Here is a 24,068-nt window from a genome sequence, read left to right as displayed (position 1 = left end):
GACCGCCGCATGACCGCGTCCGTCGACACCGAGCGGACCATCACCGTCACCGTGAACGGTGTGCCACGGGAAGCCACCGTGCCGGTGCGCCGGCTGCTGTCGGACGCGCTGCGCCACGACCTCGGCCTCACCGGCACCCACGTCGGCTGCGAGCACGGCGTCTGCGGCGCCTGCACCGTGATCGTGGACGGCGCCCCGGTGCGTTCCTGCCTGGTGCTCGCCGTCCAGGTGGACGGGGCGTCGGTGCAGACCGTCGAGGGCCTGGCCAGGGACGACGGCCGGGGCGGCCAGGTGCTGCACCCGGTCCAGGAGGCCTTCCGCGAGTGCCACGCCCTGCAGTGCGGGTTCTGCACGCCGGGCTTCCTCATGACGATCAAGGCGGGGCTGGAGGACCGCGACGCGTCCGCCGAGCTCACCGAGGAGGAGGTCGACGACCTCGTCGGCGGCAACCTCTGCCGGTGCACCGGCTACGCGAACATCAAGAAGGCCGTGCACCACGCGGCCGCGGCGATGCGGGACGCGCAGTGACCACCAAGCTGTTCGGGGAGCCGGTCCGCCGGCGCGAGGACGCCCGCCTCATCACCGGCAAGGGCCGCTACCTCGACGACATCGGCTCCACCGCGCTGGCCGCGGCCTTCGTGCGCAGCCCGCACGCGCACGCCCGCATCGTCGACATCGACGTCGAGGGCGCGCTCGACGTCGAGGGCCTGGTCGCGATCTACACCTACGAGGACCTCACCGGCCCGCTCGCCGAGCCGCTGCCGGTGCTCATCCCGCACCCGCAGCTACACGCGCCGCGCACCGGCCACCCGCTGGCCAACGGCGAGGTCAACCACGTCGGCGAGCCGATCGTCATGGTGGTGGCCACCGACCGGTACCTCGCCGAGGACGCCGCCGAGCGGATCGTCGTCACCTACGAGGAGCTGCCGCCCGTCGTCGGGGTGGACGCCGCGCGAGAGGCCCGGCACGCCGTGCACGAGGAGATCCCGGACAACGTCGCCGCGCGGCACCACCAGGAGACCGGGGACGTCGAGCCCGCGCTCGCGACCAGCCCGCGCACGCTGTCGTTCACCCAGTACATCGAGCGCAGCGCCTGCATGCCCATGGAGGGCAAGGGCGTGCACGCGCGGTGGGACGCCGCGGACCACAGCCTGCGGGTCTACACCAGCACCCAGGCCTCGACGTCGGTGCGCGCGGCGATCGCGGCGAAGCTGGAGCTGTCGCTCGACGAGGTCGAGGTGATCGCGCCCGACGTCGGCGGCGGCTTCGGCGTGAAGATCGTGCACCCGTGGCCGGAGGAGCTGCTGGTGCCGATGGCGGCGATCGCGCTGCAGGCCGAGGTGAAGTGGACCGAGGACCGCCGCGAGCACTTCATCTCCAGCGCCCACGAGCGCCAGCAGCGGCAGGAGATCACCGTCGGGTACGACGACGACGGGAAGATCACCGCGCTCGACGTCCACATCTGGCACGACAACGGCGCGTACACGCCCTACGGGATCATCGTGCCGATCGTGACCGCGACCCAGCTGGTCGGGCCCTACGTCATCCCGGTGTACCGGGTGGTCGTGGAGAGCGTCTTCACCAACACCGTCATCGTGACGCCCTACCGCGGCGCCGGGCGGCCGCAGGGCTGCTACGCGATGGAGCGGACGATGGACCGCATCGCCGACGACCTCGGGCTGGACCGGGCCGTCGTGCGAGAGCGCAACCTGATCCAGCGCGACCAGTTCCCCTACGACCACCGGCTGACGTTCCAGGACGGCCGGCCGGTCATCTACGACTCGGGCGACTACGCGGGGCTGCTCGACAAGCTGCGCGACCTCATCGGCTGGGAGCAGGCCGAGCAGCTCCGGGCGGACGCCGAGGCGCGGGGCAGGCTGCTCGGCGTCGGCATGGCGATGTACGTCGAGGGCACCGGCCCCGGCCCGTACGAGGGCGGGCACGTGCAGGTGCTCGGCAGCGGCAAGGTGCTGGTGTCGACCGGGCTGACGTCGCAGGGCCAGGGGCACGAGACGGCGTTCGCGCAGATCGTCGCCTCCGAGCTCGGGGTGCCGATCGAGGACATCGAGGTCACCACCGGCGACACCCGCCGGTTCGGGTACGCGGTCGGGACGTTCGCCTCCCGCGCGGCGGTGATGAGCGGCAACGCGATCGCGCTGGCCGCGCGTGGGGTGCGCGAGAAGGCGCTGCGGATCGCCGCCGACGTCCTGGAGGTCGACGCCGGCGACCTGGAGATCGACGACGGCGTCGTGCAGGTGAAGGGGACGCCCGGCGCCTCGATCCCGCTGCGGACGGTCGCCGTCCTGTCCAACCCGCTGCGCTACGCCTTCGACGAGGCGGCCAAGCAGGCGACCCAGTTCGCCGCGCCGGCCGACGACACGAAGCCGCCGGTGGCCGAGGGCGACGCGCCGGGCCTGGAGCACCGGGACTACTACTCGCCGATCCGGTCGACGTTCGCCTCCGGCGCGCACGCGGCGGTGGTCGAGATCGACCCGGCGACGTGGGAGATCGACGTCGTGAAGTACGCGGTCGTGCACGACTGCGGCAACGTCGTGAACCCGATGATCGTCGAGGGCCAGGTGCACGGCGGCGTCGCCCAGGGCATCGGCGGCGCGCTGTACGAGCGGATGGCCTACGACGCCGACGGCCAGCTGCAGAACGCCTCGTTCATGGACTTCCTCATGCCGTACGCGTCCGAGATCCCCGACGTGGTGATCGACCACCAGGAGACCCCGTCGCCGCTCAACCCGCTGGGCATCAAGGGCGCCGGCGAGGCCGGGGTCATCCCCGGGACGGCGGCGATCGCCTCGGCCGTCGAGGACGCGACCGGACGGCGGATCGCGGCGATGCCGCTCTCCCCGACCCAGCTCTACGACCTGATGCGGTCCCCCGATTCGGAACAGACCGCCGCGGCCACGCGCCGGGCGGGGACAGGAGTGAACGCGTGAACCTCGACGGCTCTGCGGTGCTGCACGCCGACCCGGAGCGGGTGTGGTCGGTGATCACCGACCCGGCGGTGCTGGCCCGCACGATCCCCGGGTGCGAGTCGCTCCGGAAGGTCGGGGACGACGAGTACGAGATGAGGGTCTCGGTCGGGGTCGGGGCGATCAAGGGCACCTACGCCGGCGAGGTCCGGCTGACCGACCAGAACCGGCCGAAGTCCTACGTGATGCACGCGTCCGGTGCCGGCGCTCCCGGCAACGCGCGGGCGCAGGTGACGATCAACCTGGAGCCGTCCGACGGCGGCGCGACGACGCTGACCTACTCGGCCGACGCGGTCATCGGCGGTCCGGTCGCGGGTGTGGGTCAGCGGATGATCACCGGCGTCGCCAAGCGGATGGCCGGGCAGTTCTTCACGGCGATCGACGATGAGCTGACCGGGGTGGCCGCTCCTGCGGTCGAGGCTCCGGCCGCTGAGGCTCCCGCCGCTGCGGGCGAGGCGGCCCCGGCTGCCGCTGCCCCCACGGTGTTCGCCGGCCGGGCTGCCGCCGCGCCCGCCGCGCCGTCCGACGTCCGGACGCTGGTCACCGGCGCGCTCGGCGGTGCCGGGCTGACCCTGCTCGGCGTCGTCGTCGGCTGGCTGCTCGGCCGCCGCAGGGGCTGACCCGCCCCCGGACGAGGGGCTCAGGCGGCGCGGGCCTCCGCGCGCAGCGCGACCGCGGCCAGCAGCTCCCACCGGATCGCGGAGCTGCCCGGCCGGACCACGAGCCAGTAGCGGGCGAAGCACCGCCGCGTGGCCGGGTCGGTCGCCACCATGCGGGTCTCCGAGCACAACTCCGTGCCACCGCGGGACGGCGTCAGCCGGAAGTCCAGGGCCGCCTTGACCCAGCCGGGCTCCGACCAGGCCCGCAGGCCGTCGGCGTCGAGCGGCGGCGGTCGCTCCCCGCCGTCCAGCCGCCACGCCTGCAGCACGCCGCCGAACACCGCGGAGACCGGCGGGACCGAGGACAGCAGCGGCACCGGGAGCGCGTCGAGGAACGGCCGGTCGCGGAGGTGTCCCCTCCCCCGCCCGGTGAGGACGACCGGGAGGAACCGCGCGGCGCCGAGCGCGACCGTCACCGGCAGCCGGGACAGTCGCACGCGGTGCAGCTCGTCCCAGACCACGGCCGGCGGGGCGTCGACCCACCGCGCCTGGCGGGTGACGTGGTCGGCTCCCGGCACGACGTCGTCGAGGTCCACGCCGGCCCCGTACCCGGCCGGCGAGCGCCGTGTGCACCCAGCGCGATCCCGGACGGCGCCGGACCGCGCTGGGTGCACCGAGCGCGGCGTCAGCTCGCGCGCAGCGTCGGGTAGTCGGTGTAACCCTCGGGGCCGGTCGCGTAGAACAGGTGAGCCTTGGGCTCGTTCTCCGGGTGCTCGCCGGCCCACCGCTCCACCAGGTCGGGGTTGGCGAGGACGGCGCGGCCCACGGCGACGGCGTCGGCGTGCGCGGCCTCGATGAGCGCCACGGCCTCGTCGCGGGTGGTCACCGTGCCGAAGCCGCTGTTGGCGATCAGCGGACCGCCGAAGCGCCGGCGCAGCTCCTGCACCAGGTCGCCGGCGGGCTCGCGGTGCAGCACCGACAGGTAGGCCAGGCCCAGCGGGGCCAGCTGGTCGACGAGGGTGCCGTAGGTGGCGAGGACGTCGTCCCGATCGGGCTCGAGGGCGTCCTGGATGCCGTGCTCGGGGGAGATCCGCAGGCCGACCCTGCCCGCGCCGATCGCCGCGGCCACCGCCGTCACCACCTGGACGACGAAGCGCGCCCGGTTGGCCGGCGACCCGCCGTACTCGTCGGTGCGCTGGTTGGACGCCGGGGAGAGGAACTCGTGCAGCAGGTAGCCGTTGGCGCCGTGGACCTCCACGCCGTCCAGGCCGGCCTCGACGGCGCGGCGAGCGGCGGAGACGAAGTCCGAGACGACGTCGCGGGCCTCGGCCACGGTCAGCGCGTGCGGGACCGGGTAGGGCTGCTTGCCCTTCTCGGTGTGCCCCTCGCCGTCGATCGCGATGGCGCTGGGGGCGACGACGCGGCGGCCGCCGTTGACGTCGGGGTGGGTGACCCGGCCGCCGTGCATCACCTGCATCACGACCTTGCCGCCGCGGGCGTGCACCGCCTCGGCGACGCGGCGCCAGCCCTCGACCTGCTCGTCGGTGACGATGCCCGGCTGGCCGACGAACGCCTGCGACTCGTGGTTGGGGTAGGTGCCCTCGGTGATGATCAGGCCGACGCCGGCGCGCTGGCGGTAGTGCTCGACGACGAGGTCACCGGGGACGCCGGAGGCACCGGAGCGCATGCGGGTCAGCGGGGCCATCACGACGCGGTTGGCGAGCTCGATGTCGCCCAGGGTCACGGGGGAGAACAGGTCCACGGGGAGTTCGACGCTCGACCACGGGGCCGCCATTCCGGGACGCGACCGTCACGACGCTCACAGTGACGCGGGTCCCGCCGCTCTCACCATGGCGTCACAGAGGATCGTCGGCCGTCGAGTGGCGCGGTGCACATCGCGTTCTTACGGTGGCTGCGTCCGGCCGATGTCGCCTCCGAGCCAACGGAGCCCGCGCCGGACGCCGCCGAGTCGCACCCACCAGGTGGGTGCGAGCCGGGGACCCACCCGCACCACCCGGGGTGAGTCCCGCTCCCGGGAACCATCCGGGAGCGGGTAGGGCACTCCCAGCCCGAACCCGTCAGCTGACCCGGTAGGCGGCCCGGGGAGACAAGGAGAACCACCGCGCCCGGGAGCCTCGAGCTCCCGCGCGCCCGCAGGGTCCGGGACCGTCGCGTTCCCGCCTGTCCACGTTCCAGCGACCAGCCGCCCGGCACGCACTGTCGGCCGACGGCGCCCAGCCGGGCACCCGTGTCCGGCCGGTGCCGCGCGCCCAGCTGACGACACGCCGACCGCCGCGGCCGGTCCCGTACGTCCCCGGCGCCGACGGCGCCGGGCGTCCGCACAGCACGAGGACCACCATGCACAACGAGCACACCCACTCACCCCGCGCCCTGCACCGGCTCGCCGTCGTCGGCGCCCTGGGCCTCACCCTCGCTCTCGCCCCCGCCGGGGGGTCGCTCGCCCGGGCGGAGGTCCAGGGCGGCCCGGCCGCGGTCGCGGCGGGCGAGAAGCAGGCCTACAAGGACCACGCCCTCGGCCAGGTCGGTGGCAACCGGACCCAGTTCGGCTGCCTCGACCGGCTGTGGGAACGGGAGAGCGGCTGGAACCCGCATGCCCAGAACCCGACGAGCACCGCGTACGGCATCCCCCAGTTCCTCGACTCGACCTGGGCCAGCACCGGCATCCGCAAGACGTCGGACCCGTACCGCCAGATCAAGGCCGGCCTGATCTACATCGGGGACCGGTACGGCAGCCCCTGCGGGGCCTGGGACCACTCCCGGTCCACCGGCTGGTACTGACCGGTTCGACGCCGGGGGCCCTCTCCGCGACGGGGAGGGCCCCCGGTCCGCGGGGGCGGGTCCTCAGGCCGCCGGCGAGCGGTCCCGGTTGACCAGGATCGCCAGCTGCGTGCGGGTCCGGACGTCGAGGCGGCGCATCGAGGCCGTGAGGTGGCTCTTCACGGTCGACAGGCTCACGAACAGCCGGCAGGCGATCTCCTCGTTGCTCAGCCCCTGGGCCACCAGCTCGGCGACGTCGCGCTGCCGCTCGGTGAGCCGGTCGAGGGGGCGCTCCTCCGAGCCGAGCAGGGCACCGGGGTCGCTCAGGTACCGCACCAGGTGCCGCGTGGCGGTGGGATCGAGTGCCGCCTCGTGCCGGGCGAGTGCCCGGACGCCGTCGACGAGCCGTTGCGCGGCCGCGCGGCGGGGCAGGTAGCCGCGGACCCCGGCCTGCAGGATCTCCACCAGCCGACCGTCGACGTCCGCGTCCGGCTCGGCGAGCACCAGCACCGCCGTGTCCCGCTCGCAGAGGGTGCGCAGCACGGGCAGGGTGGCGCCGGCGACCAGACCCTGCCGGACGACGACGACCTGCGTCGCCACGCCCTCGGCCACCGCGAGCGCCTCGGGCAGGTGACTGGTCTCCGCGACGACGGCCATGTCCGGCTGCGCCTCGAGGACGACCCGCAGGCCCAGCCGGAAGACCTCCTGGTCCTCGCACAGCAGGACCCGCACCAGGGCCACGGGCGTCCGGACGGCACACGGCCGGGTCAGCGCCGCCGGTCGGGGTCCCGGCGGCTCCTCCGCCTCCGCCGCCGGCGTGCCGCCGGCCGGCTGCGCCGGGGAGCGTGGACGGGTGGTCGTCGGTCCGGGCCTGGCACCGACCTCGGCCTGCGTCATGCCTTCCCCCTGTGTCCGGCCCGAGGACGGGCCCACCGGCGAGACGTGTCCCGGTCTGTCTTCCGACTGGAGTGACTCCATGGATGCAGTGCTCACAGGTTCCGCTCAGACAGTGTCCACCGGATCCCCAGCGTTCTCACAGGGTCAGCGCCACGACGCTCCCCCGGAGATGCGCCGGCAGAGCGGGGTCACCCGCCCGCGCGCCGCGCCTCCCCCCGGTCGTCGGGCCGGCCGGCCCGGTGGACGTGGATGGCCAGCTGGGTGCGGTCCCGCAGGCCCAGGCGGCGCAACGCCACCGTGATGTGCCCCTTCACGGTGGCGCGGCTCACCCGCAGCCGGGCGGCGATCTCCGCGTTGGTCAGTCCCTCGGAGACCAGTTCCGCGACGACCCACTGCCGCGCGGTCAGCTGGCCCGAGGCCGAGCGGTCGGAGCCGTCGGCCGCCTGACGGGCGCCGTCCAGACACTGCAGGAGCTCGCCGGTGACGGAGGCGTCGAGGACGGTCTCCCCGCGGGCCACCGCCCGCACCCCCTCGACCAGCCGCTCCGGGCTCACGGTGGTGTGCACGTACCCGCGCGTCCCCGCCTGGAGCGCCTCGACGAGGTCGCTGCCGGCTCCGGTCTCGCCGAGCAGGACGACGGCGATCCCCATCCCGGTCAGCGCACGCACGAGCTCCTGGACCACCACCCCCTGCGCCCCGAGCCCGACGAGGGTCACGTCCGGACGCACGGTGGCGGCCATCGACAGCGCCTCGTCGGCGTCGGCGGCCTCGGCCACGACGGTGACGTCGGGAGCCTGGCGGAACACGGCGCGCAGGCCGTGGCGCAGCACCTCGTGGTCGTCGCAGATCAGCACCGAGAGCGGCCCGCCGCGGCTGCTCGCCGCTGGCCCGAGGACGCCACCGCCCATACGCGTCAGCTCCGCTCCGGTCCGGCGCCCGAGGGCGACGCCGCCAGGTGAGTACCGGAACGTAGGACGTACGCCGGGCGAGCCGCCACTGCCCCGGCACGGACAGCGCCGATCCGTCGGCGTGTTCAGACCCGGGTAGGGCGGTCGCGTCATCCCGAAGGGGGGGCTTGCCCCCTCCCTGATGGGAGATGCGACCTCCCCCAAGAGGGCAGCACCGGGCCACGAGGACGACTCCGTCCCATCCCCGGGGCCGGGAGCCGGGGGGTCCGCCGTCCCCCCGCGGGTGTGGTCCAGAACTCGACGTCCGGCCGATGTCGGCGCAGGGCCCTTCGCCCCTAGCGTCGCCGCATCCCTCCCGTCCCCTCTCCGGGGCCGTGGCGACGCTGGAGGTCCCTGTGCACCAGACGATGATCATCGCGAAGATGGCGCCGACCGACGCGGACGACGTCGCCGCCGTCTTCGGCCGCTACGACGCGACCGCCATGCCGCACGAGATCGGCGTGCGGCGCCGGTCGCTGTACCAGTTCCACGGCCTCTACGTGCACCTCATCGACTTCGACCGGCCGGCGCCGGAGGCGATGCGGATCGCCCAGTCGCTGCCGGACTTCCGCGCGGTCAGCGAGGACCTCAAGCCCTACATCGAGGCCTACGACCCGAACTGGCGCTCACCGCAGGACGCGATGGCCCGCCGCTTCTACCACTGGACGTCGTCGCCCGAGTGAGCCCGGACCCCGCGGCTGAGAGGCAGTCATGACACGCTCGGCACCCACTCCGGCTCCTGCCGCGCCGTTCCCCGGCCAGGCGGGGTGGATCTGCTGCCCCGACTGCGGGTGGCTGCTCTACCGGAAGCGGCTCGACCGCAACCTGCACGTCTGCCCGGAGTGCGACCACCACCTCCGGCTGGGCGCACGGGCCCGCATCGACCTGCTCGTCGACCCCGGGAGCTTCACCGCCACCGGCTTCCCGCGCGCCACGCCGGACCCGCTGGAGTTCACCGACCTGCGGGGGTACCCCGACCGGCTGGTGGAGGCCGAGCGCCGGTCCGGCGAGTCCGAGGCGGTCGTCGTCGGGGAGGCGCGGATCGGTGGCGCCGAGGTCGTCGTCGCCGTCATGGACTTCGCCTTCCTCGGCGGGAGCATGGGGGTCGAGGTCGGGCGCCGGGTGAGCCGGGCGGCCGGACTCGCCCTCGAGCGGGGCCTGCCCCTGGTGACCGTCTGTGCCAGCGGCGGGGCCCGCATGCAGGAGGGCGTGTTCTCGCTGTTCCAGATGGCCCGCGTCAGCCAGGCCTTCGGCCGGCACCGGGAGGCCGGGCTGCTCTCGGTGTGCGTCCTCACCGACCCCACCTACGGCGGCGTGTCGGCCTCCTTCGCCACCCTGGCCTCGGTCCTCGTCGGGGAGCGGGGCGCCCACGTCGGGTTCGCCGGGCCCCGCGTGGTCCAGGAGACCATCCGCGCCGAGCTGCCCAGCGACTTCCAGACGGCCGAGTTCCTCCTCAGCCACGGCCTGGTCGACCGGGTCGAGGGCCGCGCGGAGCTGCGGCCGCTGCTGACCCGCCTCCTGGCCCTGCACACCCGTGCCGGGGAGCAGGCGCCCCCGGACGCAGCGGCCCCCGACGTCCCGGTGCCCGACGACGCCGGGGACGCCGGCGACGCCGACCCGTGGGACGTCGTCCAGCGGGCACGGGTGGTCGAGCGGCCCACGACCCTGGACTACCTGCACACGGCGTTCGACGACTTCGTCGAGCTGCACGGCGACCGCGCCTTCGCCGACGACCCCGCCGTGGTGGGCGGGGTCGCCTCGATCGGGGGCCGGACGGTCGTCGTCATCGGCCAGGAGAAGGGCCACACGGTCCGGGAGCGGGTGGCCCGCAACTTCGGGATGCCGCACCCGGAGGGCTACCGCAAGGCGCTGCGGCTGCTCGACCACGCCGAGACCTTCGGCCTCCCGGTCGTCACGCTCGTCGACACGCCGGGCGCCCACCCCGGGCCCGAGGCCGAGGAGCGCGGCCAGTCCCACGCGATCGCCGAGACGATCATGCGCAGCAGCCGGCTGCGGGTCCCGGTCGTCGCCGTGGTCACCGGGGAGGGCGGCAGCGGCGGCGCCCTCGCGCTGTGCACCTCCGACCGGCTGCTCGTCCTGGAGAACGCCTACCTGTCGGTCATCAGCCCCGAGGGCTGCGCCGCGATCCTGTGGCGGACCGCGGTGGCCGCGCCCACCGCCGCCCGCGCGATGCGGCTGGGCGCGGCACACCTGCTGAGGTCCGGCATCGCCACCTCCGTCGTCCCGGAGCCGCCGGGCGGCGCCCACACCGACCCGCTGGCGGCCGCCCAGCTCCTGCGGCAGGCCCTGCTCCGCGAGCTCGCCGACGTGTCCCGGCTGGACCCCGCCGCCCTGCTGGACGCCCGGTCCCGGCGGCTCTCGCGCATCGGCGGCGACGACGGCCGCGCGCTGCAACCCGTCCTCCCGGCGGGGGACCGACCATGACCACCAGCGAGCGCACCCCGAGGCCGTCCGGCCCGGTGCCGGTGCCCGACGACGGGACCCGGGACCTGCGCGAGGAGGTCGTGGCCCTGGCCGCGGCCCTCCCCGGCGAGCTGCGCCGGCTGACCGTGCGCAGCGGCGACCGCGTCATCGAGGTCGAGTGGGCCTCCGAGACGGCCCCGGGCACGGCCCCGGCCGTCCCCGTCCCCGGCGCACCCGCGGTCGTCGCCGGCCCGCCGGCCCCGGCCGCGCCTCCCGACGCGGCGGAGGTCCCGGAGGGGAGCACCGCCGTCCGGGCGCCCCTCGTCGGCACCTTCTACGCGGCGCCGTCCCCGGACGCCGACCCCTTCGTCCGGGTCGGTGACGAGGTCGAGCCGGGGCAGACCGTCGGGATCGTCGAGGCGATGAAGCTGATGAACCCGATCGTCGTCGACGAGCCGGGGGTGGTGGCCGAGGTCCTCGTCAGCGACGCCGAGTCGGTCGAGTACGACCAGGTCCTCATGGTCCTGCGGCCCGCGGGACGGACCCGGTGACCGGGCCGGGCGCGCGCTCCGGGAGCGCGTCGTGATCAGCCGCCTGCTCATCGCCAACCGCGGCGAGATCGCCGTCCGGGTCGCCCGGGCGTGCCGGGAGCTGGGCATCGAGGTCGTGGCCGTGTACTCGACCGCCGACCGGGACTCCGCCGTCGTCGACCTCGCCGACGAGGCCGTGCACATCGGGCCGCCGGCCCCCCGGCGCAGCTACCTGTACGTCCCCAACATCGTGGAGGCGGCGCTGCGCACCGGCGCGGACGCCGTCCACCCCGGCTACGGGTTCCTCTCCGAGGACCCGGACTTCGCCGAGATCTGCGCCGCCGAGGGGCTGACCTTCGTCGGCCCCCCGCCCGAGGTCATGCAGCAGATGGGCAACAAGGCGACGGCGCGCCGGCTCATGGCCGACGCCGGCCTGCCGCTGCTGCCCGGCGTCGTGGAGCCGGTCCGGACCGTGGACGAGGGCCGGGAGATCGCCGCGGGGATCGGCTACCCGGTGATCATCAAGGCCGCGGCGGGCGGCGGCGGGCGCGGCATGACCGTCGTGCACGACCCCGCCGACTTCGCCGCCGCCTTCACCGCCACCCGCGCGACCGCCCGTGCGGTGTTCGGCGACCCGACGGTCTACGTCGAGCGCTACCTCCCCCGCGCCCGGCACGTCGAGGTGCAGGTCCTCTGCGACGCGCACGGCAACGGGGTGCACCTCGGCGAGCGGGACTGCTCGCTGCAGCGGCGGCACCAGAAGCTGCTGGAGGAGGGCCCGGCCGCGCACCTGAGCCCCGCGCAGCGCGCCGAGATCGGTCGGCTGGCGGTGCACGGCGCCCTCTCGGTCGGCTACACCGGCGCGGGCACGATGGAGTTCCTGGTCGACGGCTCCGGGGCCGCGTACTTCATGGAGATGAACGCCCGGATCCAGGTCGAGCACCCGGTCACCGAACTGCTCACCGGGGTGGACCTCGTCCGCGAGCAGATCCTCGTCGCCTCCGGGCGCCGGCTGCAGCTCCGGCAGGAGGACGTCGTCCCGCGCGGCACCGCGATCGAGTGCCGGATCAACGCGGAGGACCCCACCCGGGGCTTCGCCCCCGCGCCCGGCCGGCTCGACGTGCTGCGGGTCCCGGACGGGCCGTGGACCCGGTTCGACACCGGCTACCGGCAGGGCGACGTGGTCAGCCCCGACTACGACTCCCTGCTGGGCAAGCTCGTCGTCTGGGCGCCCGACCGGGAGCAGGCGATCCGCCGGATGGACCGGGCGCTGGCCGAGACGCGGGTCGAGGGACCCGGCGTGCGCACGACGATCGCCCTCCACCGGGCGCTGCTGCGCGACCCCGAGGTCTGCGCCGACCGGCACGACGTCCAGTTCGTCGACCGGCAGCTGCCCGAGCTCGTCGCCCGCGCGGCGTCCCTCGCCGAGGACCCCGCCCTCGGCATCCCGTCCCCCACCCGCCCGTCCCTGCAGCTCGTCCAGACCCCGGCCGGCGACGCCCGGCCGGCCCCCACCCCCCACTGAGAGGACCGACGCCATGCCCGGAACGACCTTCACCCTCGACGACCTCATGGCCCTGCTCACGGAGAAGGCGGGCCTCCCCGCCACGTCGCACACGACCGACCCGGATGCGCACTTCGAGGACCTGGGCCTGGACTCGCTGGCCTTCCTGTCCATGCAGACCGAGCTGCAGGACCGCTACGGCACCGAGATGCCCGACGACAGCCCCGGCCGCTACACGCTCGGCGAGATCGTCGAGACGGTCAACGGCGCGCTCCAGCGGTCGGCCGGCATGGCCTGACGAAGGACCTCCCTGCCCCACCACCTGCCGACATCCCGAGGAGGGACCCCCGTGAGCATCCTGGAGCCGCAGACCCGCACCGCCGGGCACACGGACAACTCGATCTACATCGACGCGGACATCGACCACGTCTGGCGCGCGACCAACGACGTGCAGACCTGGCCCGACCTGTTCACCGAGTACGCCTCGGTGGAGATCCTCGAGCAGAGCGAGACCTACGTCCGCTTCCGGCTCAAGATGCACCCGGACGAGTCCGGGCGGGTGTGGAGCTGGGTGTCCGAGCGCACGCTGGACCCGGCGGCCCACGAGGTGCGGGCCCGGCGGGTCGAGCCGGGGCCCTTCGAGTTCATGGACATCCGCTGGACCTACGCCCCCGAGGGCAGGGGCACCCGGATGCGCTGGGTGCAGGACTTCCGGATGCGCCCCGAGGCCCCGATCGACACCGAGGGCATGACCCGGCGGATCGACACCAACACCAAGACCCAGATGGCCGTGATCCGGGACAAGGTGGAGGCAACCGCCGCCCGGGACGAGGTGGAGGGCGCCGCCGGGACGCCGGAGCCCACGGCATGATCGGCACGTCCCGGGGGGTCGCCGTCGTCCTCCCGGGCGAGAGCGGCGCCCGGCCGGGCATGGTCGACGCCTGGCTGGCCGACGCGCCGGCCCGGGACGTGGTCGCCGAGGTCAGCGACGTGGTGGGCCGCGACGTCGCCGAGTGGTGGCGGGAGCCGGCCAACGCCCCCGACGCGGTCGCGACGCACCTCGAGGTCGTCGTCACCGGGGTCGCCGGCTGCCGGAGCCTGGCCGCGGCAGGCGTGACCCCCGTGGTCGTCGCCGGGCACGGGGTGGGTGAGTACGCCGCCCTCGTGGCCGCCGGTGCGCTCGGGCTCGCGCAGGTGGTGGAGCTCGTGCACTGGCGCGCGGAGCTGCTGGCATTGGCACCGCGCCCCTCCTGCGCCGGCATGGCCGCGCTGGTCGGGCCGGGCGCGGGTGGGGTGGCCCGGACCGCGGTCGAGCGGGTCGGGGGCACGCTGGCCGTCGCCTCCTGCGACGCCCCCGGCCAGGTGGTGCTCTCCGGCAGCTGCGCGGACCTGGCCGCGGCGGGCGCGGTCGTGCACGCGGCCGGCCTCGACCTGGTGCGGCTGCCCGGCCGCGCGCCGTGTCACGGCCCGCTGATGGCGCCGGTGGCCGCGCACCTCGCCCCGGCCCTGGCCGACCTGGACTGGTCGGAGCCCGGGATCCCCGTGGTCCCCAACGCCGACGGCCGGCCCACCCGGGACCCCGAGCGCCTCGCCGCCTGCCTGCGGGCCCATCTGACCTCGCCGGTGCTGTGGGAGGCGACGTCCGCCGCGCTGGTCGACGCCGGCGCCACCTCGGTCGTCGAGGTCGGCGCCACCCCCCTGCTGGGCCCGCTGGTCCGCCAGGTCCACCCCGACCTCCCGGTGCACCTCGCCTCGGCACCGGGGACGCCGTTCCCGACCGACCAGCCCGAGCCCGCGCTCGCGGGCCTGGCCCCGACCGGAGGAGAGACATGACCACCATCCAGCACGCGCCGACGGCCGTGCGCTGCGGCCCGACGGTGCACCGGTCGGACACGCCCCCCAACCGTCGGCGGGGCGGCGACATCCGTGTCCTGCTCTCGCCGGCGAGCGTGGGCTCCACCGCCGGGTTCATGGGCACCTTGACCCTGGAGCCCGGGGAGGTCGTGACCGAGCACTGGCACCCCTACTCGGAGGAGTTCCTCTACTGCCAGAGCGGGGACGTGCTGGTCACCCTCGACGGCGAGGAGCGGCGGCTGACCGCCGAGTCCGCCGTCCACATCCCGATCGGCGTGCGGCACCGCATCGTCAACGACTCGTCGGCGACCGCGTCCTTCGTGTTCCTCTGCGGCCCGCTGGCCCCGCGTCCGGAGCTCGGCCACGTCGACAGCGAGCCCTCGCCCGGCTCGGCCGGCCTCCGGTGAGCGCCGCGATGACGACGCGGGAGCGAGCATCGCAGGGAGCGGCGGCGACCGAGGAGCGGAACGACCGCGGAGTCGAGCAGTGAGCCAGCGGCGCCGGGTCGTCGTCACCGGGATCGGCGTGGTCGCTCCCGGGTCGATGGGCCGGGAGGGCTTCTGGGACATGATCACCGCCGGGCGGACGGCGACCCGGCGGATCACCTTCTTCGACCCCAGCCGGTTCCGGTCGCAGGTGGCCGCGGAGGTCGACTTCGACGGGCGGCAGCTCGGGCTGACCGCACACGAGGTGCACCGCAACGACCGGTTCGTGCAGATGGCCCTCGTGGCCGCGGACGAGGCGGTCGCCGACAGCGGGCTGACCTTCGGCAGCGGCGGCGCCGACGACGCCCCCGACCCCGAGCGGGTCGGGATCACACTGGGCAGCGCCGTGGGCGCGACCATGCGGCTGGAGCAGGAGTACGTGGCGGTCAGCGACGCCGGCACCCACTGGCTGGTCGACCCCCGCTACGCCTCGCACTTCCTCTCCCACGCGCTGGTCCCGAGCTGCGGCGCGACCGAGCTGGCGGTGCGCTTCGGTGCCCACGGGCCGGCCACGGTGGTCTCGACCGGCTGCACCTCGGGGATCGACGCCGTCGGCTACGGCAGCCAGCTCATCGAGGACGGCGACGCCGACGTCGTCCTCGCGGGTGCCAGCGACGCCCCGATCTCCCCGATCTCGATGGCCTGCTTCGACACCATCCGGGCGACGACCGGCAACAACGCCGACCCCGAGCACGCCGCCCGGCCCTTCGACGCCCGCCGGGACGGCTTCGTCATGGGTGAGGGCGCCGCGGTGCTGGTCCTCGAGGAGCTCGAGCACGCCCGGCGGCGGGACGCGACGGTGTACTGCGAGGTCAGCGGCTACGCCAACCGCTGCAACGCCTTCCACATGACCGGGCTCAAGCCCGACGGCACCGAGATGGCCGAGGCGATCCGTCAGGCGCTCGACCAGGGCCGCATCGACCCCGACGAGGTCGGCTACGTCAACGCGCACGGCTCCGGGACCAAGCAGAACGACCGGCACGAGACCGCGGCGGTGCACCGGAGCCTCGGCCCGGCCGCCGAGCGGGTGGCGATGAGCTCGATCAAGTCGATGGTCGGGCACTCGCTCGGCGCCATCGGGTCGATCGAGATCGCCGCGACCGCCCTCGCCGTCCACCGCGGCATCCTGCCCCCCACGGCCAACTACGAGGTGCCCGACCCCGAGTGCGACCTCGACTACGTCCCCAACGTCGCCCGCGAGCAGAAGGTCGACGTCGCGGTGTCGGTCGGCAGCGGGTTCGGCGGCTTCCAGTCGGCCATCGTGCTGGCCAGCCCCACGCGGAGGACGGCATGAGCAACCTGCTGGTCACCGGCATCGGGGTCGTGGCCCCGACCGGGGTGGGCGCCGAGGAGCACTGGGCCTCGCTGGTCCGTGGCGAGCCGGCGATCCGGCCGATCGAGGGCTTCGACCCCACGCGGTACGGCATCTCGCTGGCCGGCCAGGTGCGGGACTTCGTGCCCGAGGACCACGTCGCCCCGCAGCTGAAGGTGCAGACCGACCGGTGGACGTGGATGTCGCTGGCCGCGGCCACCATGGCGGCCCAGGACGCCGGGTACGAGGCGCCCGAGGACGTCTACGCGACCTCGGTGTTCCTCGCCTCCGGGTCGGGCGGCAACGAGTTCAGCCAGCACGAGATCCAGGGCCTGTGGGCCAAGGGGCCCAAGTCAGTTGGCGCCTACCAGTCGATCGCCTGGTTCTACGCCGCCAGCACCGGCCAGATCTCCATCCGCGACGGCTACAAGGGTCCCTCCGGCGTCGTCGTCAGCGAGGGCGCCGGCGGCTTGGACAGCATCGGGTGGGCGCGCCGCGTCACCCGCCGGGGCACCCCCGCGGTGCTGGTGGGCGGCACCGAGGCCGGGATGTGCCCGTACGCCCTGCTCTGCCAGGCGACCAGCGGCCGGCTGTCGACGGCCACCCGCCCCGAGGAGGCCTACCTGCCCTTCGACCGGCGGGCCAACGGCCACGTCGTCGGCGAGGGCGGCGCGATCCTGCTGGTCGAGGAGCCCGCGGCCGCGCGGGCCCGGGGAGCGACCCGGGTGTGGGGCGAGGTCGCCGGCTACGGCGCCACGCACGACGCCCACCACCACGAGTCCCCCGCCCCCGACGCCACCCAGTACGCGCGGGCGATCCGGCTCTCCCTGGCCGACGCCGGCGTGACACCCGACGAGGTGGACCTCGTGGTCGCCGACGGCGCCGGGACGCCGGAGCTGGACGCGCTGGAGCTCGCCGCCCTCGCCACCGTCTTCGGGGAGCGGTCGACGCCGGTGCCGGTGACCGCGCCGTCGTCGTGGACCGGGCGGCTGATGGCCGGCGGCTCGGCGCTCGCCGTCGCCACCGCCCTGCTGGCGATGCGGGACGGGATCGTGCCGGGGACCGCCTTCCTCGCCCAGCCGGTCGACGCACCCGGCGTCGACCTGGTGCAGGGCAGCCGGGTGCGGGAGCTGTCGACCGTGGTCGTCCTGGCCCGCGGCTCCGGCGGGTTCAACAGCAGCCTGGTGCTGCGCCGGCACCGGGGGTCCGCGGAGGACGGGGCATGACGGCGGGCCCGGCGGACGGCGACCTCCCCGGCGTCCGGACGATGCTCCGGATGCGGGCCCGGGAGGGCTGCGAGACCGCCTTCGAGGCGGCCTGGCGCCGGGCGGCGGCCGAGATCGCCCGGGTACCCGGGAACCTGCGGCAGGAGCTGGTCCGCGACGCCGACGACCCGCGCACGTTCCTGATCACCAGCGACTGGACCGACCGCGCCGCGGTCGACGCCTTCGGCCGCAGCAGCGCCCGGGAGACGCTCACCGCGGCGCTGCGGGACCTCCGCGAGGACGCCGCGCGCGCCACCTACGAGGTGCTGGCCACCGTTCCCGGCGACAAGGGCCTGCACGTGCGGGTCGACATCACCACGACGGTGGGCCCGGGTGAGGAGGAGGCCTTCGAGCGTGGCTACGCGAAGGTCACCGAGCGGCTGCGCGGCACCCCCGGCCTGGTCCGGGAGGAGCTGCTCCGGGAGCCGGGCTCGCGGACCTACCACATCTTCGCCGAGTGGGAGTCCGAGCAGGACTTCACCAACTGGGTCGACGACCCCTCGCACGCCGACCAGACCGGCCCGCTGATCCGGTGGCTGTCGGTCGACTTCGACCGGCGGCTCTACGAGATCCGGTTCCGGCCGGAGGAGCCCGGGGGCGGTGGCTGGAGCGCACCGTCGGCGAGCGGCCGGCCGGAGGCGACGACGCACGGGGTCACCTCGACCGCGCAGCCCGACCCGGCGTTCCGGGCACCGGTGGCCGCGGCGCCGGAACCCGCGGCGCCGGAACCCGCGGCCGTGCCCGAGGTCCCGCCGTCGGTTCCCCGGGCCGAGCCCCTCCCGGTGCCCAGCGCGAGCGTGCAGGAGTTCGTCGAGCGACCGGACGACGCGCACGTCGCCGCCGGGGTGCCCCCGGCGCCGGTGAGCGCGCCCGCTGCCGGCCGGGCGACCGAGGTGCTCGTGGTCGGCGCCGGGCCCGCCGGCATGACGCACGCCATCGAGCTCGCGCGGCGCGGCATCGCCGTCCGCGTCGTGGACAAGCGGGCGCAGGCGGCGACCCAGGCCGACAAGGCCATCGGCATCCACTGCCGGACCATGGAGATCTGGGAGGACCAGGGCATCGTCACCGAGGCGATGGACGCCGGGATCTGGCTGTACGGCCAGACGGTCTTCGTCAACGGGGAGCAGACCCACCAGGTCGACTGGGCCGGCCTCGACGAGCTGCCCTACGCCCACCTCGGGCTGCCGCAGTACGAGACCGAGCGGCTGCTGGCCGACCGGCTGACCTCGCTGGGCGTGACGGTGGAGCGGGGGGTGGAGCTGGTCGCCCTCACCCAGGACGACGAGGGCGTCACCGCCACGCTGCGGCACGCCTCGGGCGAGGTCGAGACCGCCCGCGCGCAGTACCTGGTCGGCTGCGACGGCGCCCACAGCGCCGTCCGGTCCCAGCTGGGGCTGGTCTTCGAGGGCGGCCTGTCGATGTTCCCGCAGCTGTTCATGCTCGGCGACGTCGACGTCGACTGGGACCTGCCCGCCGGCCACCTGGTGCGGTTCGTGCGCATCGAGGACGACGGCGACTTCACCGGGATGCTGGTCTGCGTCCCGCTCAAGGGCCGCAGCCGCTACCGGATCGCCACCCTCGCCCCGCAGGAGCTGCAGAAGACGGTGGGCTCCGGCGTCGTGCCGCCGGGCTTCTGGCAGGAGTACACCCCGCCGACGCTGGCCGACATCCAGGCCGCCATCGACGACCTGGGCCCCGCGGGCACGACGGCGAGCAACCTGCGCTGGTCGTCGATCTTCCGGATCAAGCACGGGATCGTCGACGCCTACCGGCGCGGCCGGGTGTTCGTCGCCGGCGACGCGGCGCACCTGCACCCCCCGGCGGGCGGGCAGGGCATGAACACCGGCATCCAGGACGCCTGGAACCTCGGCTGGAAGCTCGCCCTCGCCGTCCGCGGGCAGGCCGCGCCGGGGCTGCTGGACAGCTACGAGGCCGAGCGCCGGCCGGCCGGCAAGGCCATCGTCGACCGCGCCGTGGCGATCGCGTTCACCGACGAGATGGACATGGCCGACGAGAAGGCCCAGTTCCTGCTCGAGATGCAGATGACGATGAACTACGCCGGCAGCCCGCTGGTCGGCGAGTTCCCCGGTGGGGAGGGCTTCCCGGCCGGTCCCGAGCCCGGGCACCGGGCGCCGGACGTGCAGGGCCTCCGGCGCTTCGGCGTGGCCCACCCGCTGCGCCTGTTCGACCTGACCCGGGGCACGCGGTCGACGCTGCTGCTCCACGCCGGCGCCGGTGCGTCGGAGGAGCAGCTGCTGGGCCTGGAGAAGCTGGCCGGCGCCGTGCGGCAGCAGGGCCACGGCCAGGTCGACGCCTACCTGGTGGCCGCTCCGGACGCCTCCGTGCCGCTGCTGGTCGACCTCCCGGTGGTGCGCGACGCCGACCGGGCCTTCGCGGCCGCCTACGGCGTGGAGGGCGCGGGGACGGCGGCCTACCTCGTCCGGCCCGACGGTCACGTCGGCTTCCGGACCCGCCCGGTGGACGAGGCCGCCATCGGCGACCACCTGGCCGGGGTCTTCGCGCAGTGACCCCGCCACCGCAACCGCACCGCCACCGAGACGACGCCGACCACGAGGAGACGACATGACCCAGACCGTGCGGCCGGCACCAGAGGCGACCGACGACGTCGTGCCCGGCGCGGAGATCTACACGCCCGAGTTCCGCGCCGACCCCTATCCCGTCTACGCCCGGCTGCGCGCCGAGCGGCCGGTGGTCAAGGTGCGCACGCCACGCTTCGACTCGTTCCTGGTCACCCGCTACGAGGACGCCCGGCAGGCGCTGTCGGACCCGCGGCTGTCCAAGGACCTGTACCGCGCGGGGGACACCTACCTGGCGGTGTTCGGCGAGAAGGCGCGCCAGATCAACACCAACATGCTCAACTCCGACCCACCGGAGCACAGCCGGCTGCGCCGCCTGGTGACGCAGGCGTTCACCCCCCGGCGCATCGAGGCCATGCGTCCCCGGGTCGAGGAGATCGTCGAGGGCCTGCTCGACCGGATGGCGCCGCGCGGCCGGACCGACTTCGTCGACGAGTTCGCCCTCCGGCTGCCGCTGGCGGTGATCGGCGACCTGCTCGGGATCCCCGCCGAGGACCACGAGGAGATCCTGGCCGGGACCCAGGTCATCCGGACGGTGGGCACCGGCGGGCGCAGCCCGCAGGAGGACCGGGCGGCGATCGGGCAGGCCCAGGAGCGGCTGCACGCGTACTTCACCGGCCTGGTCGCCGCCAAGCGCCGCGAGCCCGGCGACGACCTGGTGAGCGCGCTGATCGCCGCCCGCGACGGGGACGGCCGGCTGTCGGAGGCCGAGCTGGTGTCCACGGCCTTCCTGCTGCTGTTCGCCGGCTACCAGACCACCTCGGACTTCCTCGGCAACGCCGTCGTGGCGCTGCTGACCCACCCCGAGGAGATGGCGCGGCTGCTCGAGGACCCGGACCTCGTCCCGGCCGCGGTGGAGGAACTGCTGCGCTTCGACGGCTCGGTCCCGGTGTCGAGCTTCCGGTTCGCCACCGAGGACCTCGAGATCGGCGGCGTGCCGATCCCGGCGGGCTCGATCGTCACGATCGTCCTCAGCGCGGCCAACCACGACCCGGACCTGGTCCCCGACCCCGACGCGCTCGACCTGCGCCGGGGCCCCACCCAGCACATGTCGTTCGGCCACGGCGTCCACTACTGCCTGGGCACCGCCCTCGCCCGGCTGGAGGCGACGACGGCGCTGCGGCGGATCCTCGTCCGGCTGCCCGACCTGCGGCTCGACGTCCCCGTCGAGGAGCTGCAGTGGCTGCCGGCCGCGTCGGCGTTCCGGGGGCTGCTGGAACTCCCGCTGCGCTTCACGCCCACCCCGGCGCGCGGCGCGCGGCCGGCCCCGGCCACGGCGAGCCCGGTCCCCGGGGCCCCGACCCCCGCGGGGCCGGTTCGCGCCGAACGGTCGGGACGGTTCCTCCTCGGCGACCGGCCGGTGGCGCGCCTGGGCCTGGGGTGCATGAAGTTCACCGGGCAGCGGCTGATGGGACCGCCGGCCGACCGTGCGGCCGCACTCGCCGTGCTGCGCCGCGCCGTCGAGCTGGGCGTCGAGCACCTCGAGACCAGCGACCACTACGGCCCCCGCATCGTCAACGAGCTGGTCCGCGAGGCGCTGCACCCGTACCCGGAGCAGCTCGTCGTCGTCACCAAGGTCGGTGCCCGCCGGACGCCGGACGGCGGGTGGATCCCCGCCCTGCAGGCCGACGAGCTCCGCCTGGCCGTGCAGGAGGACCTCGACACGCTCGGCCAGGACGTGCTCGACGTGGCCCTGCTGCGGATGCCGGGGGTGGGCGAGCCGGTCGCCAGCGCGATCGTCGAGCCGTTCGAGGCCCTGGCGCAGCTGCAGCAGGAGGGCCTGGTCCGCTCCATCGGGGTGAGCCACGTGACCGCCGAGCAGGTGGCCGAGGCCCGCGCGATCGCGCCGCTGGCCTGCGTGCAGGACCACTACAACCTCGTCCACCGGGCCGACGACGACCTCGTCGACGCCCTCGCCGCCGAGGGCACCGCCTTCCTGTCGATGGAGGGCCTCTCGTACACGTCGTTCTTCCCGGTCCGCGACCTCGCACCCGAGCAGGCCGCGGTCCTCGACACGGTGGCGCGGCGCGTGGGCGGCACCCGGACGCAGGTGGCCCTGGCGTGGCTGCTGGCGCGCTCACCCAACCTGCTGGTCATCCCGGGGGCGACGACGGTGGCCCAGCTGGAGGAGAACGTCGCGGCGGCCGCGCTGGCGCTCGACCCGCTGGACACCGCGGAGCTCGACCGCATCGCGGGCATGGCCCCGCCGCCCGCCGCCGCCCCGCACGGCCCGCCGCCGGCCTGGACCGGGAAGGCAGGAGGCCCGTGATGGACGTGCTCGACCCGTTCGGCGACCAGCGGTCCGCGCTGCCGCCCCTGCCGCGCCGGCGCTGGGCCGCCGTCGGCGCGACCGTCGGCCACCGGCTGATGGCCGGGCTGGTGCTCGCCGGCTCGTCGGCCGTCCCCGGCTGGTGGCGCGGCCCCGTCCCGTGGGACGAGTGCTGGGCAGGCGGGTGGGACGGCTTGTGGGACCCCACCGCCCGGCCCGCCCCGGACCTCCCCGACGACCTCGCCGCGTGGTGAGGGCGGCGCCCTCGCTCCACGACCCGACCCCTGGACCCGGCCGGGAGGACAGGCCCCGGCCGGCACACCCCGCACCGACCCGACCCACCCAGGAGGAACCCGTGACCTTCCGACCGTTCCGCAACGTGATCGTCTGCCGCATGGTGCCGGGGAGCGAGAAGGAGGTCGGCCCCGTCTTCGCCTACTACGACCGGACCACCCGGCCGCAGGACCTCGGCGTCATCGGGCGGTACCTGCTCTCGCACGACGACCTCTACATCCACGTCATCGAGCGCAAGGAGGACCCGGCCGTCTCGGGGCAGCGCCGCGGCCTGCCCGCCTTCCAGGCGATCGCGGAGAAGATCGCGCCCTACGTGACGCCGTACCCGAGCTACTGGGAGAACCCGTCGCACTCCGTGGCCAAGCCGTTCTACGCCTGGGTGCCGGAGGGTGACGTGCCGGCGGACCGGGAGCTGACCGTGATCGTCCAGCGGATGAAGCCCGGCGCCGAGCCCGACATCGCCCGCGTCTTCGGCGACTCCGACGCCGGCGACCTGCCGACCGTGACCGGTGTGACCGGCCGCTGGCTGTTCTCGATGGAGGACGTCTTCGTGCACCTGCTGGAGCAGGACGTCGAGAAGGCGGCGGCGGTGCGGGCCAACCACGAGTCGCACCGGCCGGCGTTCGCCCGGATCATGCACGAGCTCAGCCCGTACGTGAGCCCCTACCGCCCGGACACCTGGCAGAGCCCGCGGGACTCGGTGGCGCACGTCTTCTACCGCTGGCAGGCCGACGACTGGCGGCCCGAGGACTGACGACGGGAGGCCGGCGTGAGCCTGCAGGGCTTCTCCACGCTCATCTACCGCGCCGACGACGTGGCCGCGGCCGTGGCCTGGTACACCCGGCTGCTCGGGGTGGGGCCCTTCCACACCCGGGCCGGGCCCGACGGGCGCCTCGTCCACGCCGTGTTCGGCGTCGGTGAGCACTACGACGAGCTGACGATCACCGACCGCACCGAGGACCCGCCCGGCACGGCGGCGGGGCCGGGAGGCGGGGTCATGCACTGGCGGGTCGACGACCTGGCGGCCACGCTGGCGCGGCTGCGGTCGATGGACGCGACGGTGCACCACCCGGCCACGGTGCACGGACCGTTCGTCACCGCCGTCGTGGCCGACCCCTTCGGCAACCTGGTCGGGCTCCAGGGCGTCGTGGACGCCCCGGACCCCGCCGAGGACCTCGCCTGCGCCCTGGCGACCTGACCGGCGGGGTCCCCGGGGTCCGCCCCGCGGGGGGGGGGCCCCGGGCCCGGGCGGGTCAGGCGCGGTCGGTCAGCATCGCCACGGCGGAGATCACGACCCACCGCACCCCGCCCTCCGTGCCCGGGAACAGG

Annotated in this window: 23 protein-coding genes and 1 riboswitch; of the genes, 19 read left to right on the top strand and 4 right to left on the bottom strand. The window is 75.0% G+C overall.

Features of this window, described 5'->3' with window-relative positions; genetic code table 11:
* Positions 1-9 precede the first annotated feature (9 nt).
* From ACI79C_RS22080 to ACI79C_RS22070, 3 genes are read left to right on the top strand one after another with little or no spacing between them, the layout of a single operon-like run.
* Positions 10-528: a (2Fe-2S)-binding protein gene (locus ACI79C_RS22080; protein WP_456947835.1), complete on the top strand. Its 519-nt coding sequence runs from the start codon at positions 10-12 to the stop codon at positions 526-528.
* Complete coding sequence (gene cutA / locus ACI79C_RS22075; protein ID WP_456947834.1) at positions 525-2,948, top strand: aerobic carbon-monoxide dehydrogenase large subunit; 2,424 nt, start codon at positions 525-527, stop codon at positions 2,946-2,948. Before ACI79C_RS22080 ends, cutA begins: the two co-directional genes overlap by 4 nt.
* Positions 2,945-3,604, top strand: coding sequence for an SRPBCC family protein (locus tag ACI79C_RS22070; protein WP_456947833.1), 660 nt, complete (start codon positions 2,945-2,947; stop codon positions 3,602-3,604). Before cutA ends, ACI79C_RS22070 begins: the two co-directional genes overlap by 4 nt.
* A 20-nt stretch (positions 3,605-3,624) precedes the next feature.
* Here the strand turns inward: ACI79C_RS22070 and ACI79C_RS22065 are convergent, their stop codons facing one another.
* Both ACI79C_RS22065 and ACI79C_RS22060 read right to left on the bottom strand, forming a co-directional pair.
* Positions 3,625-4,179, bottom strand: a complete 555-nt coding sequence (locus ACI79C_RS22065; protein ID WP_456947832.1) for a hypothetical protein — start codon at positions 4,177-4,179, stop codon at positions 3,625-3,627.
* Between the two features lie 89 nt (positions 4,180-4,268).
* Complete coding sequence (locus ACI79C_RS22060; RefSeq protein ID WP_456947831.1) at positions 4,269-5,345, bottom strand: alkene reductase; 1,077 nt, start codon at positions 5,343-5,345, stop codon at positions 4,269-4,271.
* A 200-nt stretch (positions 5,346-5,545) separates the two neighbouring features.
* Positions 5,546-5,680: riboswitch (cyclic di-AMP (ydaO/yuaA leader) on the top strand.
* A gap of 261 nt (positions 5,681-5,941) precedes the next feature.
* Here ACI79C_RS22060 and ACI79C_RS22055 point away from each other — a divergent pair.
* Complete coding sequence (locus tag ACI79C_RS22055) at positions 5,942-6,382, top strand: aggregation-promoting factor C-terminal-like domain-containing protein (protein WP_456947830.1); 441 nt, start codon at positions 5,942-5,944, stop codon at positions 6,380-6,382.
* 63 nt (positions 6,383-6,445) lie between these two features.
* Here the strand turns inward: ACI79C_RS22055 and ACI79C_RS22050 are convergent, their stop codons facing one another.
* Positions 6,446-7,102, bottom strand: coding sequence for a LuxR C-terminal-related transcriptional regulator (locus tag ACI79C_RS22050; protein WP_456947829.1), 657 nt, complete (start codon positions 7,100-7,102; stop codon positions 6,446-6,448).
* Between the two features lie 344 nt (positions 7,103-7,446).
* Positions 7,447-8,166, bottom strand: coding sequence for a LuxR C-terminal-related transcriptional regulator (locus tag ACI79C_RS22045; RefSeq protein WP_456947828.1), 720 nt, complete (start codon positions 8,164-8,166; stop codon positions 7,447-7,449).
* 374 nt (positions 8,167-8,540) lie between these two features.
* On the opposite strand from ACI79C_RS22045, the gene ACI79C_RS22040 reads away from it, so the two are divergent.
* The 15 genes from ACI79C_RS22040 (at position 8,541) to ACI79C_RS21970 (ending at position 23,937) form a co-directional block, all read left to right on the top strand.
* Positions 8,541-8,888: a TcmI family type II polyketide cyclase gene (locus tag ACI79C_RS22040; protein ID WP_456947827.1), complete on the top strand. Its 348-nt coding sequence runs from the start codon at positions 8,541-8,543 to the stop codon at positions 8,886-8,888.
* A 28-nt stretch (positions 8,889-8,916) separates the two neighbouring features.
* On the top strand, positions 8,917-10,650 hold the full coding sequence (locus ACI79C_RS22035; protein WP_456947826.1) for an acetyl-CoA carboxylase carboxyltransferase subunit alpha: 1,734 nt from the start codon (positions 8,917-8,919) through the stop codon (positions 10,648-10,650).
* Positions 10,647-11,180 carry an acetyl-CoA carboxylase biotin carboxyl carrier protein gene (accB, locus tag ACI79C_RS22030; RefSeq protein WP_456947825.1) on the top strand — a complete coding sequence of 178 codons (534 nt, stop codon included), beginning with the start codon at positions 10,647-10,649 and terminating at the stop codon, positions 11,178-11,180. Before ACI79C_RS22035 ends, accB begins: the two co-directional genes overlap by 4 nt.
* 31 nt (positions 11,181-11,211) lie before the next feature.
* Positions 11,212-12,684 (top strand): acetyl-CoA carboxylase biotin carboxylase subunit, encoded by a 1,473-nt coding sequence (locus tag ACI79C_RS22025; RefSeq protein ID WP_456947824.1) that lies wholly within the window; start codon positions 11,212-11,214, stop codon positions 12,682-12,684.
* Between the two features lie 13 nt (positions 12,685-12,697).
* Positions 12,698-12,961: an acyl carrier protein gene (locus tag ACI79C_RS22020; RefSeq protein WP_456947823.1), complete on the top strand. Its 264-nt coding sequence runs from the start codon at positions 12,698-12,700 to the stop codon at positions 12,959-12,961.
* 51 nt (positions 12,962-13,012) lie between these two features.
* Complete coding sequence (locus ACI79C_RS22015) at positions 13,013-13,534, top strand: SRPBCC family protein (protein ID WP_456947822.1); 522 nt, start codon at positions 13,013-13,015, stop codon at positions 13,532-13,534.
* Entirely contained in the window at positions 13,531-14,496 is a 966-nt protein-coding gene (locus tag ACI79C_RS22010; protein WP_456947821.1) for an ACP S-malonyltransferase, read from the top strand. The genes ACI79C_RS22015 and ACI79C_RS22010 overlap by 4 nt, the downstream gene beginning before the upstream one ends.
* A complete protein-coding gene (locus ACI79C_RS22005; protein ID WP_456947820.1) occupies positions 14,493-14,924 on the top strand; it encodes a cupin domain-containing protein in 432 nt (143 codons plus the stop codon). The genes ACI79C_RS22010 and ACI79C_RS22005 overlap by 4 nt, the downstream gene beginning before the upstream one ends.
* 79 nt (positions 14,925-15,003) lie before the next feature.
* A complete protein-coding gene (locus ACI79C_RS22000) occupies positions 15,004-16,296 on the top strand; it encodes a beta-ketoacyl-[acyl-carrier-protein] synthase family protein (RefSeq protein ID WP_456947819.1) in 1,293 nt (430 codons plus the stop codon).
* Positions 16,293-17,540: a beta-ketoacyl synthase N-terminal-like domain-containing protein gene (locus tag ACI79C_RS21995; protein ID WP_456947818.1), complete on the top strand. Its 1,248-nt coding sequence runs from the start codon at positions 16,293-16,295 to the stop codon at positions 17,538-17,540. Before ACI79C_RS22000 ends, ACI79C_RS21995 begins: the two co-directional genes overlap by 4 nt.
* Positions 17,537-20,107 carry an FAD-dependent monooxygenase gene (locus ACI79C_RS21990; protein WP_456947817.1) on the top strand — a complete coding sequence of 857 codons (2,571 nt, stop codon included), beginning with the start codon at positions 17,537-17,539 and terminating at the stop codon, positions 20,105-20,107. Before ACI79C_RS21995 ends, ACI79C_RS21990 begins: the two co-directional genes overlap by 4 nt.
* Positions 20,108-20,162: 55 nt before the next feature.
* Positions 20,163-22,445: an oxidoreductase gene (locus ACI79C_RS21985; RefSeq protein WP_456947816.1), complete on the top strand. Its 2,283-nt coding sequence runs from the start codon at positions 20,163-20,165 to the stop codon at positions 22,443-22,445.
* Positions 22,445-22,699, top strand: coding sequence for a hypothetical protein (locus ACI79C_RS21980; RefSeq protein ID WP_456947815.1), 255 nt, complete (start codon positions 22,445-22,447; stop codon positions 22,697-22,699). The genes ACI79C_RS21985 and ACI79C_RS21980 overlap by 1 nt, the downstream gene beginning before the upstream one ends.
* A 101-nt stretch (positions 22,700-22,800) precedes the next feature.
* On the top strand, positions 22,801-23,493 hold the full coding sequence (locus ACI79C_RS21975) for a TcmI family type II polyketide cyclase (RefSeq protein ID WP_456947814.1): 693 nt from the start codon (positions 22,801-22,803) through the stop codon (positions 23,491-23,493).
* Between the two features lie 15 nt (positions 23,494-23,508).
* Positions 23,509-23,937 (top strand): VOC family protein, encoded by a 429-nt coding sequence (locus ACI79C_RS21970; RefSeq protein WP_456947813.1) that lies wholly within the window; start codon positions 23,509-23,511, stop codon positions 23,935-23,937.
* Positions 23,938-24,068: the final 131 nt, after the last annotated feature.

It is taken from the genome of Geodermatophilus sp. SYSU D00697 (assembly GCF_054050175.1).
This window is presented reverse-complemented; position numbering and strand designations above follow the sequence as displayed.